Here is a 15,342-nt window from a genome sequence, read left to right as displayed (position 1 = left end):
AACGTACCCGCATGTCGTGCATCAGGTTCAACACTCCCGCGCAGCGCGCGCAGATGAAGGCCCAGGCTCCCGCGATGCTGACCGCGGAAGAGGCGGCCGCCCTGCATCCCGCGCCACCGGTGACCGCATCGAAGATCGCCCGTCTGCGACTTCTCGCCGAGGATCCGAACCCACGCATCCGCGAGCGGGCCGCGCTCGACTACCACCTCCCCGAGGAGGTCTTTGAGAAGCTCGCTCGCGACCCGGATCCTGAGGTCCGCGCCTGCGTCGCGCGAAACGAGACGACGCCCTGCGACGTCCTGCGGTCGTTGGCGACGGATCCCTCCGAGCGGGTCCGTGGATTCCTCGCGGTCAATTTCTTCGTGCCATCGGATGCCATGGAAGTGCTCGCCGCGGACCCCAGCCCCGTCGTGAGGGATCTCGTCCGCTGGAAATCAGAGCTCGCCACGGCCTGACGCTCGTCCAGTAACACCAGTCACACGGTTCACTTTCGTCACAGGAGTGTCTACCCTAGAACCATGAGCTCCCGAGCGAGGCGATTCGGCGCGCTGTCCGGCGCGCTCGCACTCGCGCTGGTGGCCGGATCTGTGGCATCCGCCTCTGCCGTCGACTACCCGACGTGGGACGAGGTCGAAGCCGCACGCAACAACGAGGCGGCAACGGCGGCCACGGTTGCCAACATCAGCAGCCTGCTCGATGGACTCCAGGCGGAAGCCGCTCGACTCGGCGACACCGCTGCGGCCCGCGAGGCCGAGGCCGCAGCCGCCCGGTCCGCACTGGAACGAATCACTGCCTCGGCCGCTGCCCTCGCGGACCAGTCGGACGCTGCAGCGGCACGGGCCACAGCATCCGCAGAGGAAGCGGGGCAACTCGCCGCCGCGCTCTACCGGTCGAGCGGTGGGGATCTCACCACCGTCCTCCTCGTCTCGGGCAGCGACGACTCCGATGATCTTCTCTACCGGCTCGGGGCACTGGGTCGCGTTGGCGGGCAGGTGGGCGACGCCTTGGCCCAGGCCGAGCAGGATCGCAACCAGGCACAGTCACTCGCCGACCAGGCCGAGGTCGCGAGGCAGGAACGCGACCGGCTCTCCGTAACGGCCACACAGGCCTCGGATGCCGCCACGGCCGCAGCCAACGCAGCCGACGCGGCCGTAGCCGAGCAGCAGTCCAGGCTCACGCAACTCTACGAACAACTCGCCAGCCTGAAGGGCACGACGGTACGTCTCGAGCAGGAGTACCGCATCGGGCTCGAGGCAAACGGCGGACCGGACTCCGGCGGCCCCGGAGCAGGCGGGTCCTACGACGGTGGGGGCGGTTTCACCGTGCCGGGCAACGAGGTCAACAACGTTGCTGCGGCCCAGGCCTTCGCGATGGGTCAACTCGCGGCGATGGGCTTCGGCGCGGACCAGGGCAATTGCCTGATCTGGCTGTGGAACCGCGAATCGGGATGGCGCACCAACGCGTACAACGCATCGAGCGGTGCGTACGGCATCCCCCAGTCGCTTCCGGGCAGCAAAATGGCGAACTATGGTGCCGACTGGCGAACCAACTACGAGACGCAGATCATGTGGGGCCTGATCTACATCCAGGGTCGTTACGGCTCACCGTGTGGTGCCTGGGCGCACTCCGAAGCGTACAACTGGTACTAAATGGCAGCCGGAACCGTGCGCGTCGACAGCTGGCTCTGGGCTGTGCGCATCTACAAGACACGCTCCGCAGCGACGACTGGCTGCCGAGCGGGGCACGTCAAGGTCAACGGGGAGCGTGCCAAGGCCGCGCAGGCGATCAAGCGGGGCGATGAGGTTCGCGTGCGCATTGCAGGGTTCGACCGGATCCTCAGTGTGAACGAACTGCTCGTCAAGCGTGTGTCACCGGCCATCGCCGCCACAGCCTACGTGGACAACTCCCCGCCGTTGCCAGCCCCCGAGGAGACGGCCTTCATCCCTCGGCGGGACCGTGGCGCCGGGCGACCCACCAAGCGGGAGCGGCGCGATATCGACCGCCTGCTGGGGCGCTCCTAGGACTTGGATCAGGCCTTGGGTTCGACCGAACCATCGGCCTTCGCCGACTTCGCAGCTCTCCGACGGGCCGTGCTCGACCCGCCGGCCAGTCCTTCTCCGATCGCCTGGCCGGTCACTCGACCCGTCACGATGTCGCCGAGATCGATTCCCACGAGGTCCTTGAGGATCTGGGTCACGGTCGTGAGCTGGCTGGCCACGTTCTGACCGACCTGCTCGGTGCCCTTGCCGTCCGAGGAGATGACGGTCATGGTTCCGATCGAGCCGAGCGGCTCCGATGCGGCGCGGACGATCTCGGGCAGCTGGTCGATGATCTGCTGACGGAGGAGGTCTCCAGCACGCTCAGCGAGGGCCTCCGCCTTGAGCTTGGTCGCCTCGGCTTCTGCGTTACCGCGAACGCGAATGGCCACTGCCTCGGCCTCACCCTCGGCCTGAAGTGCCTCGGATGCCGCGATACGGCGGTTCTTCTCGGCGATACCTTCGGCCTCCACAGCTTCCGCCGCGCTGCGACGACGGTTCCGCTCGGCAACACCCTCAGCCTCGATGGCCTCCGCTGCGGAGCGACGCGCGTCGCGATCGGCGTTGGCGTTCGCGACGGCGGCGAGGGCGTTGGCCTCGGCGTTCTTGGCGATGGCGTAGGCCTCGGCATCCGCGACCGCGCGGATCTCGGCATCCAACTCCTGCTTGCGGAGTCCGACGCGCTTGCCCGCGGTAACCTCCTGCTGGGCCACGACCTCCTGCTGGGCGATCGCCTCGGCGAGCGGGGCGGCGGCGGCGGCTTCCGCCCGAGCCTTGTCGGTCTCCTTCTGGATCTCGGCGTTGCGCAGGTCGAGCTTGCGCTGGGACTCGGCGACAGCCTGGTCGGCGGCGATGCGGGCCTCTTCCGAGGCCTGGCGCGAGACGGACTCGGCGATCTCGGCCACCTGCTTCACGCGAGCTGCTTCGGCGCGGCCCAGATCCTTGATGTAACCGTTGTCGTCGTCGATCTCCTTGATCTGCAGAGTGTCGATCGTCAGACCCTGCACATCGAGCGATTCGCGAACGGCCTCGAGCACCTGCCCCTGCAGGGCGCTGCGGTTGGTGATGATCTCGGTGACCGTGAGCTGTCCGACGATCGAGCGGACGGAACCGCTCAGCACCTCTTCGGTCGACGTTTCGATCTGGTCCTGCTGGTTGAGGAATCGCTGGGCGGCGGCCCGAACCATCGACTCGGAACCACCGACCTTGACGACGGCAACCGCGTTGACGCGGATGGTGATCGCATCCCGCGTCTGGGCCGTTGCCTGCACGTTGAGCTGCCGGCTTCGCAGGCTGAGCTTGAAGTACGCCTCGACGATCGGCTTGACGAAGACACGAGATCCGAAAACGACCCGTTGCCCGGCGTTCTCCGTCTCTACCTGTCCGCTCTTCAGCGCCTTCTGGCGCGAGGTGACGATGATCGCCTCGTCGGGCTTCGCGACCTTGATGCCGCGGAGCAGCACGATGAGCACGATCAGGACGACGAGCACGACTGCGCCAATGGCGATGAGGTTCACGAGGGGGTCGAGGCTGAAGGAGAACATAACCTCAGACTATCGGGGCAGGCGCGGTGCGCCAGCCTCTGAGATTGCCGCTAGCTGAACACCGGCTTGCGACGGGACACCCAGATGACCCCCGCTGCGACAAGTCCGATCGTCGCCGCGATGAGCACGATGTAGAAGGCCACCGAGAGGTACCCGTTGTGCGAGATGTACGGGTTGAGGAAAGGGTACGGATACCAGTAGGAGGTACCCGCAAGCTCGTTGGGTGTGAAGGGCCCACGGACCATCGTGTACACCACCCAGACGACCGGGAAGACAAGAAACTTCCAGAGCTGGTTCCACTCGATGGGGAGGCGGCCGGGCGTGAAGATCCAGTCGAGCAGCATGACGATGGGGATCGCGACGTGGAGGATCTCATTGGACCACTCGAGGGTGGTGCCCTGCGGCAGCTGGATGCCACGCAGCAGCAGGTTGTAGACGATGCCCGTGATGATCATGTAGGTGGCGACCGATGCTCGCAGCAGGTTGTACCACGAGGGGTCACCAGCTTTGCGGGTGAAGAGCAGGTACCCGCCGATGAGCATCACGATGATGGCTCCGACATTGGAGAGGATCGTGAAGAAGCTGAAGAAGTTCACCAGGGCGAGTGGAACATTGGTGACGTCATTCTTGGCCCAGTAGTCGAGGCTCGTGATCAGCTGGCCGACGATCGCGGCGATACCCGCGCCAGCGGCAAGGAGGCGGAAGATTCCGAAGGCTGGTCTCATGGGGTCCTCGTGATTGCGGTCTGCGCTGACTCGGGTCAGCTGACCACATGCTAGCTGCGCGGAAGTGGGTAGGTACGGATCAACTCGGCGACGTCGGGATGACGCTGAGCCAGGGCATCCGCGTCTCCGAGTTCAACGTCCTCGGGCACCACACCCGGCCACTCCGTCGAGCCGCCGAGGAACCAGTCACCCGCCACGCGCGCCGTGTGGAAGGTCCCTCCCGGAATCAGCAGTTGCACCTCGTGCCCGGCGAGGATGTCCGGCCCGATCGTGTGGCGCTGGCTCGTGCCATCCGCCATGAGAAGCAAGAGCTCGAGTGGGTCCCCGGAGTAGTAGTGGTAGAGCTGGTCGTTGCGTATGCGGTGGAGCTTCACCGGCGCCTCAGGGGCGACGAGGAAGTAGAGCGCGGTGCCGAGCGGCCGCGCCGACTGGAACGGCTCAGGCAGGACACCCTCCGCTAGGCGGACATCGTTCGCATAGCTCACACGCACGTATCCGCACGTCTGCGCCGGCGCCAGATCGAGCGCCTCGATGATCTGTTGGGCTGTAGGCCGCGTCATCGTCGCCCCAGGACCAGCCGTGAGTGCAGGATGTGCACGAGCCCGATTCCGATCACCGCGAACCCGACACACACCAGGACGGAGCTGAGGTACTCGGCCGGCAGGGGCACGAGGATGAGGAACGAGCTGGCGATCGGTACGACGAGCACGAGAATCAGCCCGAGCACCATCGCGGCGACGATCGCACCCTTGATCCAGGTGAACGGCAGCGACTTCGACACGAGCACGGCGAGGCCCGCGAGGGCGATGGCGATCGTTGCGCCCGTGCGCTCCTCCGCAACGGTGACCTGCTGTGCGTTCGCGATGAGGGCGATCGCCGTGATCATGAGCGCGATCACGATTCCCGCGGGGATGGCGAAGGCCAGAGATCGGCGGAGGAAGCCAGGTTCGTAGCGTCGCGCGTTCGGCAGCAGGGCGAGGAAGAAGGCCGGGATGCCGATCGTCAGTCCATCGGTGACCGACAGCTGCCTCGGAAGGAACGGGAACTCCATGAGAAAAACGCCGAAGATCAGGGCAAGCGCGACGGCGTAGGCAGTTTTCGAGAGGAAGAGCATCGAGACACGCTCGACGTTCGCAATGACCTGCCTCCCCTCCCTTACCACACCGGGCAGGTGCGAGAACTTGCCGTCGAGGAGGATGAGTCTGGCCACAGCCTTCGTCGCGGCCGAGCCCGATTCCATCGCGATGCCGATGTCCGCATCCTTGATCGCGAGGGCATCGTTGACACCGTCTCCCGTCATGGCGACGGTGTGTCCCGCAGCCTTGAGGGAGAGCACGATTGCGCGCTTCTGCTCGGGGGTCACTCGACCGAATACCTGGTTCTTCTCGAGGACGGACCGCAGTTCCTTTTCGTCCTCTGGCAGGTCACGAGCGTCATAGCCCTGGGCAGACTCAAGGCCCACCTCGCGCGCGATCGCCGCGACCGTGTGCGGGTTGTCCCCCGAGATGATGCGGACGTCGACGCCCTGCTCGGCGAAGTAGTCGAGCGTCTTGCGAGCATCGGGACGGATGCTCTCCCGAAACGTCAGGAGGGCCAGGGGCACGAGGCCCTCGGGGCGCTTTTCGGCCTCCGCGTCCGCCGCGGTCAGCTTCGCGGGAGCCTGGGCCAGCACGAGGGTCCTCTTGCCGGACCCAGCGAGTTGCGCTGCCCGGGCCAGAAGTGGCTCGTGCTGGGGTGCATCCGCGAACACCATCTCCGGGCCACCCAGGACCCAAGCGCCCGACGGCCCGGTCGCAAAGGACACGGCACTCCATTTGCGAGCGGACGAGAACGGGATCCGATGGGTGGCCTCGATCGCTTCCTGCACGGGAAACTCCGGCGCGAGACACCGTGCGGTCGCGTTGGCATCGGGTTCTGCGCCGTTCCACGCGAGCACGCGCTTCCAGTCGTCACTGCTGTCATTGCCGAGCGGATGAGCTTCGTCGAAGACAATGTCGCCCGCCGTCAGAGTGCCGGTCTTGTCCAGGCAGATGATGTCGACCCTGGCGAGGCCCTCGACTGCGGCGAGTTCCTGCACGAGCACCTTGCGGGCCGAGAGCTTCACCGCACCCACCGCAAACGCGATGCTCGTCATCAGAACCAGCCCGAGCGGAATCATCGCAACGACCGCAGCGATAGTGTCCACCGCGGCCGAGCGCCAGTCGCCCGATTCGATGGCGACCGCCCACCCGCCCTCGGTCACCATCTGGGCATTGAGCACGAGGAGAGTGAGGGGGCCGATCGCCCAAGTCAGCCATTTCAGCACGCGGTTGATCGAGGAGCGCAACTCCGACGCGACGAGTGAGAAGCGCTTCGCCTGGCTCGCGAGCTGGTTGGCGAAGGAATCGGCACCCACCCGGTCGACTCGGGCGGCACCCTCACCGGCCACGATGACGGAACCTGAGAGCAAACGGTCGTCCGGATCCTTGTCCACGGGGTCGGACTCCCCCGTGAGCATCGACTCGTCGACCTGCAGGCGAGCGGATGCCACGACCACGGCGTCCGCCGGAATCTGCTCGCCCGGCCGCAACTCGAGCAGGTCATCCAGCACCACGTCGGCGACCGGAACCTGCTGCTCGAGTCCGTCGCGTCGGACCCTCGCCAGCGGCGCGTTGAGGAGTGCGAGCTTGTCGAGCGCGAGCTTCGCCCTGTACTCCTGCACCGTGCCGATAATCGCGTTCGCGAGGGCGCTCAGTCCGAACAGCGCGTCCTGCCAGTGCCCGATCGCCAGCAGAACGATGAAACAGCCCGCGATGATCCCGTTGAACAGCGTGAGCACGTTCGCGCGCAGGATCGCTCCGAGGCTGCGGCTGGAGGGCGGGGAGAAGTCGTTGGTCCTGCCATCCGCGTGGCGTTCCGCCACCTCGGCGGAGGTGAGTCCCGCTTCCTGCGTCCCCGCCGGCCCCGCGTCGCCCCTCAGCATGGTGCTGATCCTAGCGACGGACCTTCGTCAGCGTCAGGAGTCGGATGCGGCGAGCTGCCCGCAGGCCCCGTCGATGTCCTTGCCGCGAGTGTCGCGCAGCGTCGTGGGGATGCCCGCGGCCTCGATCCGGCGAACGAACTCGCGCATCACGTCGGGCTCCGACGAGGTCCAGATCGAGCCGGGAGTCGGATTCAGCGGGATCGGGTTGACGTGGACCCACCCCTTGCCGCGCTCGTTGAGTTTTGCGGCAAGGAGGTCGGCGCGCCATCCGTGGTCGTTCATGTCCTTGATGAGTGCGTACTCGATCGAGACGCGGCGACCGGTCGCCTCGAAGTAGGAGCGGGCGGCATCCAGCGCCTCGTCGACCTTCCAGCGGGAGTTGACGGGGATGAGCTCGTCGCGGAGCTCGTCGTCGGGCGCGTGGAGCGAGAGCGCGAAGGTGACCGGGATCTTCTCCTCGGCGAGCTTGAGGATGGCGGGCACGAGGCCGACCGTCGACACGGTGATGTGCCGAGCAGACATACCGAGCCCTTCGGGCTGCGGTGCCGTCATGATGCGCACAGCATCGACAACGCGCTTGTAGTTGGCGAGGGGCTCGCCCATGCCCATGAAGACGATGTTGGTGACGCGTTCGCCGCCCTCGCCTCGCACGGGGCCACCTAGCTCCCCCGCGGCGATGGCCTTGTTGGCGCGCACGATCTGGTCGATGATCTCGGCGGTCGACATGTTGCGGGTGAGGCCCGCCTGCCCGGTCGCGCAGAAGGGGCAGTTCATGCCGCAGCCGGCCTGCGACGAGACGCACAGCGTGATCCTGCCGGGGTAGCGCATGAGCACGGACTCGACGAGCGCGCCATCGTGCAGCTTCCAGAGGAACTTGATCGTGTCGCCCTTGTCCGTCTCGAGGCGACGCACCTCGGTGAGCAGAGGCGGGAGCATTCCGGCGACGAGCTCCTCGCGACCCGAGGCGGGCAAGTCCGTCATGTCGGACGCCACATCGGTGTAGTGGGAGAAGTAGTGGGTCGAGAGTTGGGCCGCACGGTAGGCGGGCATCCCGAGCTCCTTGAGCCGCTCGCGGCGCGCTTCCGGCGTGAGGTCGGCGAGATGCACGGGCGGCTTGCCGCGCTTCGGCGAGGCGAACTGGAGGGCGGGTCGCCCATCCGGACCCATGGCCTGCTTCCACCCCTCGGGGGTCGGTCGCACCTGGGGTCGGGCGTCCCGCACAATCTTGTCCATGTATTGAGGGTAACTTGCTGCGGCCTGCTCTCTCCGGAGGGCTACGGAACGGTGAGGTACTTCGCCAGCTCGCGCTCCAGGGCTGCACGCGGTTTCGCGCCGACGAGCGTGCGGTCCAGACGACCGTCGACGAAGACCTTGAGCGTCGGGAGGGAGAGCGCGCCGTACTCGATCGTCCGCTCGGGGTTGGCGTCGGCATCCATCTTCACGATCGTGATCTCCGGATGCTCTGAGGCCAGCTGCTCGAGAACGGGCTCGAGATGCTTGCAGGGCGGGCACCATTCGGCCCAGAAGTCGACGATGACGACCCCGGATGCCGCGAGCACAGCGCTCTCGAAGGTGTCATCCGTCACGGCACCCAAGGTGCCCATCACGCCGCCCCGCACGTCGAGCAACCGGAAGCACGTTCCAGAAGCTCCGCGAGAGCAGCCCGCCGGCGGGTCAGCTCCTCGATGCTGGAGTCAAGCTCGGCGAGCGCCGCGCGGTACGCCTCGAGCGACTCAGGACAGTCGTGTCCACGCTCGTTGCCCGCCACCAGGCACTCCACAAAAGGCCGCGCCTGCTCGGCACGCACTCCGAGCGCGACGAGCCCGTTGATCTCCCGCACGAGGGAGACGTCGCGGTCGTCGAAGTCCCGGTACCCGTTCTCGAGTCGCGGCGCGGACAGCAGCCCGAGGGACTCGTAGTAGCGCACGGCTTTGGTGCTCACCCCGGCCCGTTCGGCCAGCTCCCCGATTCTCATGGCCCCACGGTAAACCCTGCCCCGTGGGGCAAGGTCAAGTCGGTGTGCCACGACTTCTCGACTACGCTGCGGCACTATGAAACGCATCGGTTTCCTCTCCTTCGGACACTGGCAGGCCGTGCCGGGATCGCTCGTGCACACCGGCCAGGACGCACTGCTGCAGACCATCGAGCTGGCCGTCGCGGCCGAGGAACTGGGCGTGGATGGCGCGTACGTGCGAGTGCACCACTTCGCCCGCCAGCTGGCCTCTCCGTATCCGCTCCTCGCGGCCATGGCCGCACGCACGTCGCGCATCGAGATCGGCACCGGCGTCATCGACATGAGGTACGAAAACCCGTTGTACGCGGCAGAGGAGGCGTCGATCACCGACCTCATCAGCAACGGTCGCCTCCAGCTCGGCATCAGCCGCGGGTCACCGGAGACCGCACTGAACGGCTATGAGTCCTTCGGGTACGTTCCAGCCGACGGCGAGACCGATGCGGACATGGCGCGGACCCACACCGAGGTCTTCCGGGCCGCCATCGCGGGGGCGGGCGTCGCGCTCAGCAACCCGAAGATGACCGGGTCGAGCGCACCGCTCTCCATCCAGCCCCAGTCCCCCGGCCTCGCCGACCGCATCTGGTGGGGCTCCGGCACTCGTGCCACAGCGACGTGGACCGCGGAGCAGGGCATGAACCTCATGAGCTCGACCCTCCTCACGGAGGACACCGGAGTTCCGTTCGATGAGTTGCAGGCGGAGCAGATCGCGCTCTTCCGTTCCGCCTGGGCGGAGGCGGGGTGGGAACGCGAGCCCCGCGTGTCGGTGAGCCGCAGCATCCTGCCCATCATCGACGACGAGACCCGCCACTACTTCGGGCTGCGTGCCCAGGCAGATGCCAAGGACCAGGTCGGGATGCTCGACGGCGCGCTCTCACGCTTCGGGCGCAGCTACATCGGCGAGCCCGACGCAATCGCCGCGGAACTGGCGCAGGATGCCGCGGTCGCGGCCGCCGACACCGTGCTCGTGACGGTGCCGAACCAGCTCGGCGTCGAGTTCAACGCGAGGATCCTCGAGTCGATCGTCAGCGACGTGTCCTCAGCTGCAGGGTGGCGCTAGCGGAGCCGCTCTTTCTGCGGGTCGCGAGAACAGGTTGACGAGATTGCCGTCGGGGTCGCCGAAGATGGTGGAGCGATTGCCCCACGGCATGGTGGTGGGCTCGAGGACAATGTCATCGAGCCGGCCTCGGAGCCGCGCGAATTCGGAATCCACGTCATCGACCTGGAATTCGACGATCAGGGCACGGTTGGATCCCGCTTGAGGTGCGCGCGCTCCTAGCATCGCGACCGTAGCCGGACTCGCGATCGCGAGCGTGCCAACTTCTGTGCGGAACTCGGCGAAGACGGGCGCTGGTCGCGTGGCGACGGCGCCCGTAACGAGCTCGTAGAAGGCGGCGAGACGATCGACGTCATCAGTGATGATCCGAACCGAGGAGAAATTCATGGTGTCCTTTCGTGCGGACCACTCGGCCCGCCGGGTCCATCCTGTGTTCCTCCCGCGACAACGTTGTGTCGGTGTTTAAGAAGATTCCCGATCTGTTTCTATCCCTCGAAGAGTTCCGAATCGGATGTCGAGGTCATCGGCACTGAGCGCCCTCCGAGTCGACCGCTCACCGGTGGGCTCGACCGCGACTATTCGGTCCCCACGGAAAGCGCGGACGCCATTGCTAAGGCGACACCAGGCGATCAGGTACCAATCGTTGCCTTTCCCGACGTAGCCCATGGGCTCCACCTCGCGGGCAGTCTCGTCGCCGACGCGATCCCGGTAGGTCAGCAGAAGCACACTCCCCGTGCTGACAGCTCCCGCGATCGCTGGCGACAGCGACCGCCCGTCGTCGAGAAGGAGTATCCGCTCAGCCTGCCTTGCGCTCTCGCGGAGCGTGCGTTCATCCATGACGGCGGTGACCTTGCGCAGCGCGGACGCCGACGCCGCATGAAATGGGCTCTGCGCGAGCATGGTGAGGGCGAGGGAAACCGCCAGCGCCTCGTCGCCGGTTAAACCCAGCGGTGCGAGAGTGTGTGAGGGATCGATGCAATAGCCGCCCGTGCGACCAGGCTCTGCGTAGATCGGCACCCCCGCCTGCTGGAGCGCTGAAAGGTCGCGCTCGATGGTTCGCGAGCTCACGAAGAACCTTGCCGCGAGCCACCGGGCACTTCGGGGGCGAGGGGCGACCGCGCGCAGCTCCTCGACTAGCGCATAGAGACGGTCCGTCCGATTCATTCCGACACTGTATCGAGAGCCCGCGCGAGCCTCGATGAGTCCTATTCTCGGAAGAACGCACCGATACCGGGAGAAGCATGACCACCTCTTCACTTCACAAAGCCTCGCTCCTCACGGGCGAGAAAGCGTTCGAGAACGAGCACGGGTCGATCACCCAGCTCACCTCCGCATCCCTCCCGATCCTCGCGGGGATCTCGATCAAGCGGATCGTCCTGGCACCCGGTGGCATCCGCGAACCGCAGTGGAACGTGAACGCGAACCAGATTGCGTACGTGACCAGGGGCACTGTGCTCGTGTCGATGCTCGGCAACGCCGACGAGTTCTCGCACTTTGTCGTGAAGCCCGGCCAGATGTACCACGTGGAATCCGGTGCGGTGTATCACATCGAGAACATCGGGGACGATGAGGCGGAGATCATCGCGGGCCTTCGCAGCGACCGGCCCGCCCACTTCTCGCTGCGCAACGGTTTCAACGCGATGACGAACGCCGTGCTCGGTAACACCTACGACATGCCCGCCTCGGCCTTCGAGGTGTTCGACCGCGAGAACGCGTCGCAGATCGTCCGACGTGAGGGTCCGGCGCGGGTGCCGGACTCGGCGGGCTATCCCAATGCGCACCTCTTCGACGTTGAGGGCGAGATCGCGCCCCTTCAATACGACTACGGGTACGCCAAGTTCGCGCGCAAGCAGTACTGGGCGGCCCTCGAGGACCTCTCGATGTACTCGCTGGGCGTCGGCGGTGCCGGCATGCGCGAGCCGCACTGGCATCCCGTGACGGGAGAGATGGGTTACGTCCACAAGGGCCACGGCCGGATGACGGTGCTCAGCCCAGACGGATCCCTCGAGACCTACGAACTGGACCCGGGTGACACCTACTTCATCCCGCGCGCGTACCCGCACCACATCGAGTCCCTCACCGACGACGGCATCCACTTCCTCATCTTCTTCGACCAGCCCATGCCCGGAGACATCGGATATCGGGCGACAGCGTCGGCGTTCTCGCGAGAAGTGCTGGCCGCCGCGTTCGAGGTGCCAGAAGCAAACCTGCCGGATTTTCCGGAGACACCGATCGACCCGCTCATCGTCCCCCGGATCAACCCGCGCGACCCTGTGCTGTAGGCGCAACCGTCGGTGTCATTCGGGGTGCTCCAGCCTCGATACGGTAGAGGGATGCGCGAGCCCACACCCACTGAAACCCTGAAACTCGTCGGGCGTTACGAAGCCGGGCAAGAGATACCCGAACACATGCGTGCTGAAGTGCGCCTGCTCGGAGAGCTGCTGGGGCGCGTGCTCCGCGAAAGTGGCTCCCCCGGACTCTACGAGGACGTCGAACGCCTGCGCATCGCAACGATCCAGGCTTACACGGATTCGGGCCCGGAGGCGTTCGCCCGCGCGGTCGAGGTGGCAGAGTCCTTCGACCTGGCCCGCGCCGGGGAAGTGGCTCGCGCCTTCACCGCGTACTTCCACCTCGTGAACCTCGCCGAGGAGCACCAGCGCGTGCGCGTTCTCCGCGAGCGTGCCGCGAGCGACACCGAGCCGGGCAACGACTCCGTCGACGGTGCCTTCGCGCAGCTGAGCGCCGAGATCGGTGGTGACGCGGCACTCGAACGCCTGCGCGCCCTGCGCTTCCACCCCGTCTTCACGGCGCACCCGACAGAAGCACGACGCCGTGCGGTGTCGGACTGCATCCGTCGCTTGGCCACCCTCGTGCGTGAGAATGACGCGTCGCCCGTTGGCCCGGAGGGTGACCGGATCAAGCGCGCCATGCTCGCCGAGATCGACACCCTGTGGCGCACCGCGCCGTTGCGCGCCGAGAAGCCGACGCCCACCGACGAGGTGCGCTCGATCATGGCCGTCTTCGACGAGACGCTCTACACGTCGATCCCGGCCGTCTACCGACGCATCGACGACGCGCTGCAGGGCGGGTCGGCAGGATGGACGCAGCCCGTCGTCGAGCCGTTCGTGCGACTTGGCACGTGGGTGGGAGGAGACCGCGACGGAAACCCGTTCGTCACGGCATCCGTGACCAGGAATGCCGCCGCGATCGCGAGCGAGCACGTGCTCATCGGCCTCGAGCGCACGACGGCGCGCGTGGGCCGCGAACTGACGCTGGATGCCACGACCACCCCGCCGTCCGACGAGCTGCTCGCTCTCTGGCAGATGCTGCGCTCCGCCGACGAAGCCACGGCCGGCGAGGTCGCCAAGCGCTCCCCCAACGAAACGCATCGCCGCGTGCTGCTGATGATCGCGCGGCGCGTTGCCGCCACCCGGACCCGTGACGCTGACCTCGCGTACCGCGAGCCTGCCGAGCTGCTCGAGCACCTCCGCACGGTGCAGTCATCCCTCGTCGCGGCCTCGGCACCTCGCCAGGCATACGGCGCGCTCCAGGAGCTCATCTGGCAGGTGCAGACGTTCGGGTTCCACCTCGCCGAACTCGAGGTGCGGCAGCACTCCGCCGTGCACGCCAAGGTGCTCGCCGAGGTCGAGGCCGGCGGCGAGCTGAGCGAGCAGGCGCAGGAGGTGCTCGAGGTCATCCGTGTCATCGCGCAGATCCAGACGCGCTACGGACCGCGCGCCGCGGGCCGCTACATCGTGTCGTTCACGCAGTCGGCCGAGGACCTCGCGACCGTCCACCGCCTCGCTCGCGCTGCGGTCGGCCCGCAGGGCACACCGCCCGTGCTCGACGTCATCCCGCTCTTCGAGACGTTCGCCGACCTTCAGGCGGCCCCGGCGATCCTCGCTGAGATCGTCGACCACCCCGAGTTCGCCGCCCGGCTGGATGCCACGGGCCGCAAGCTCGAGGTCATGCTCGGCTATTCCGACTCCTCGAAGGACGTCGGTCCCGTCGCCGCGACCCTCGCCCTCTACGAGGCACAGGAGAAGATCGCGACGTGGGCTCGCGAGCAGAACATCGAGCTGACGCTCTTCCACGGGCGCGGTGGCGCGCTCGGCCGTGGCGGTGGGCCCGCCAACTCAGCCATCCTCGGCCAGCCGCCGCACTCCGTCGACGGACGCTTCAAGGTCACCGAACAGGGCGAGGTCATCTTCGCCCGCTACGGCGACCCCGAGATCGCTATGCGTCACGTCGACCAGGTCGCAGCGGCGACGCTGCTGGCGTCCGCCCCCTCGATCGAGAAGCGCAACGACGGGGCCGCGACGCGGTTCGCTGACGTTGCCGCGACGATGGATGCGGCATCCCGGGCCCGTTTCTTCGAGCTCGTGAAGGCGCCGGGCTTCGCCCCCTGGTTCGCCACCGTGACACCCATGGAGGAGATCGGACTGCTGGCCCTCGGCTCGCGGCCCGCACGTCGCGGCCTCTCGGTCGAGTCGCTTGAAGACCTCCGCGCCATCCCGTGGGTGTTCTCCTGGACCCAGGCCCGCATCAACCTGACCGGATGGTTCGGTCTTGGCTCCGCTCTCGAGGCCGTCGGTGACGCGGATGAGCTCGAACTCGCCTACGCGGAGTGGCCGATCTTCCGCACGATGATCGACAACGTGGCCATGAGCCTCGCGAAGGCCGACGAACGCATCGCTCAGCGCTACCTTGAGCTCGGGGATCGCGACGACCTCGCCGACCTCGTGAACGATGAGATGGCCCTTACGCGCGACTGGGTGATCCGGCTCACTGGCGGCGACGAACTGCTCGCCAACAAGCCGGTCCTGCAGCGGGCCGTCAAGATGCGGAGCCCCTACGTCGATGCGCTGTCGCTGCTTCAGCTACGCGCTCTGCGCGAGCTGCGCGCTACGCCCCAGAACGCCGAGCCCGATCCCGAGCTGCAGCGCCTCCTGCTGCTCTCGGTGAGCGGGGTTGCGGCTGGGCTGCAGAACACCGGGTAGAAGGTCT

15 protein-coding genes are annotated in these 15,342 nt (G+C 66.9%); 6 read left to right on the top strand and 9 right to left on the bottom strand.

Going from position 1 to position 15,342, the window contains the following annotated elements; genetic code table 11:
• The first annotated feature begins 11 nt into the window (after positions 1 to 11).
• The 3 genes from HDC94_RS08705 to HDC94_RS08695 all read left to right on the top strand — a co-directional run bounded on the left by HDC94_RS08705 (position 12) and on the right by HDC94_RS08695 (position 2,021).
• Positions 12 to 455, top strand: coding sequence for a hypothetical protein (locus HDC94_RS08705; RefSeq protein ID WP_179496717.1), 444 nt, complete (start codon positions 12 to 14; stop codon positions 453 to 455).
• 63 nt (positions 456 to 518) lie between these two features.
• Positions 519 to 1,649: a hypothetical protein gene (locus HDC94_RS08700; protein ID WP_179496715.1), complete on the top strand. Its 1,131-nt coding sequence runs from the start codon at positions 519 to 521 to the stop codon at positions 1,647 to 1,649.
• Entirely contained in the window at positions 1,650 to 2,021 is a 372-nt protein-coding gene (locus HDC94_RS08695; protein ID WP_179496713.1) for an RNA-binding S4 domain-containing protein, read from the top strand.
• An 8-nt stretch (positions 2,022 to 2,029) separates the two neighbouring features.
• Here the strand turns inward: HDC94_RS08695 and HDC94_RS08690 are convergent, their stop codons facing one another.
• From HDC94_RS08690 to HDC94_RS08660, 7 genes are read right to left on the bottom strand one after another with little or no spacing between them, the layout of a single operon-like run.
• Positions 2,030 to 3,580 carry a flotillin family protein gene (locus HDC94_RS08690; RefSeq protein ID WP_179496711.1) on the bottom strand — a complete coding sequence of 517 codons (1,551 nt, stop codon included), beginning with the start codon at positions 3,578 to 3,580 and terminating at the stop codon, positions 2,030 to 2,032.
• 50 nt (positions 3,581 to 3,630) lie between these two features.
• Positions 3,631 to 4,305 carry a Pr6Pr family membrane protein gene (locus HDC94_RS08685; RefSeq protein WP_179496709.1) on the bottom strand — a complete coding sequence of 225 codons (675 nt, stop codon included), beginning with the start codon at positions 4,303 to 4,305 and terminating at the stop codon, positions 3,631 to 3,633.
• 50 nt (positions 4,306 to 4,355) lie between these two features.
• Entirely contained in the window at positions 4,356 to 4,865 is a 510-nt protein-coding gene (locus HDC94_RS08680) for a cupin domain-containing protein (RefSeq protein ID WP_179496707.1), read from the bottom strand.
• Entirely contained in the window at positions 4,862 to 7,267 is a 2,406-nt protein-coding gene (locus HDC94_RS08675; RefSeq protein WP_179496705.1) for an HAD-IC family P-type ATPase, read from the bottom strand. Before HDC94_RS08675 ends, HDC94_RS08680 begins: the two co-directional genes overlap by 4 nt.
• Before the next feature lie 33 nt (positions 7,268 to 7,300).
• Entirely contained in the window at positions 7,301 to 8,500 is a 1,200-nt protein-coding gene (gene rlmN, locus HDC94_RS08670; protein ID WP_179496703.1) for a 23S rRNA (adenine(2503)-C(2))-methyltransferase RlmN, read from the bottom strand.
• Between the two features lie 41 nt (positions 8,501 to 8,541).
• Positions 8,542 to 8,871: a co-chaperone YbbN gene (locus tag HDC94_RS08665; protein WP_179496701.1), complete on the bottom strand. Its 330-nt coding sequence runs from the start codon at positions 8,869 to 8,871 to the stop codon at positions 8,542 to 8,544.
• A complete protein-coding gene (locus tag HDC94_RS08660; protein WP_179496699.1) occupies positions 8,871 to 9,242 on the bottom strand; it encodes a MerR family transcriptional regulator in 372 nt (123 codons plus the stop codon). Before HDC94_RS08660 ends, HDC94_RS08665 begins: the two co-directional genes overlap by 1 nt.
• A gap of 76 nt (positions 9,243 to 9,318) precedes the next feature.
• Here HDC94_RS08660 and HDC94_RS08655 point away from each other — a divergent pair, with 76 nt between their 5' ends.
• Positions 9,319 to 10,338 (top strand): LLM class flavin-dependent oxidoreductase, encoded by a 1,020-nt coding sequence (locus tag HDC94_RS08655; protein WP_179496698.1) that lies wholly within the window; start codon positions 9,319 to 9,321, stop codon positions 10,336 to 10,338.
• Here HDC94_RS08655 and HDC94_RS08650 read toward each other — a convergent pair.
• Complete coding sequence (locus tag HDC94_RS08650; protein ID WP_179496697.1) at positions 10,318 to 10,722, bottom strand: VOC family protein; 405 nt, start codon at positions 10,720 to 10,722, stop codon at positions 10,318 to 10,320. The two genes, HDC94_RS08655 and HDC94_RS08650, sit on opposite strands and share 21 nt — an antisense overlap.
• A gap of 75 nt (positions 10,723 to 10,797) precedes the next feature.
• On the bottom strand, positions 10,798 to 11,499 hold the full coding sequence (locus HDC94_RS08645) for a YafY family protein (protein ID WP_179496696.1): 702 nt from the start codon (positions 11,497 to 11,499) through the stop codon (positions 10,798 to 10,800).
• A 77-nt stretch (positions 11,500 to 11,576) separates the two neighbouring features.
• On the opposite strand from HDC94_RS08645, the gene HDC94_RS08640 reads away from it, so the two are divergent.
• Positions 11,577 to 12,617: a cupin domain-containing protein gene (locus HDC94_RS08640; protein WP_179496695.1), complete on the top strand. Its 1,041-nt coding sequence runs from the start codon at positions 11,577 to 11,579 to the stop codon at positions 12,615 to 12,617.
• Between the two features lie 51 nt (positions 12,618 to 12,668).
• Positions 12,669 to 15,335, top strand: coding sequence for a phosphoenolpyruvate carboxylase (locus tag HDC94_RS08635; RefSeq protein ID WP_179496694.1), 2,667 nt, complete (start codon positions 12,669 to 12,671; stop codon positions 15,333 to 15,335).
• Positions 15,336 to 15,342: the final 7 nt, after the last annotated feature.

The sequence above is a fragment of the Leifsonia sp. AK011 genome (genome assembly GCF_013410945.1).
Taxonomy (GTDB): Bacteria; Actinomycetota; Actinomycetes; order Actinomycetales; family Microbacteriaceae; genus Rhodoglobus.
Note: the sequence above shows the minus strand (reverse complement) of the source record. Positions and strands in the feature narration are given on the sequence as shown.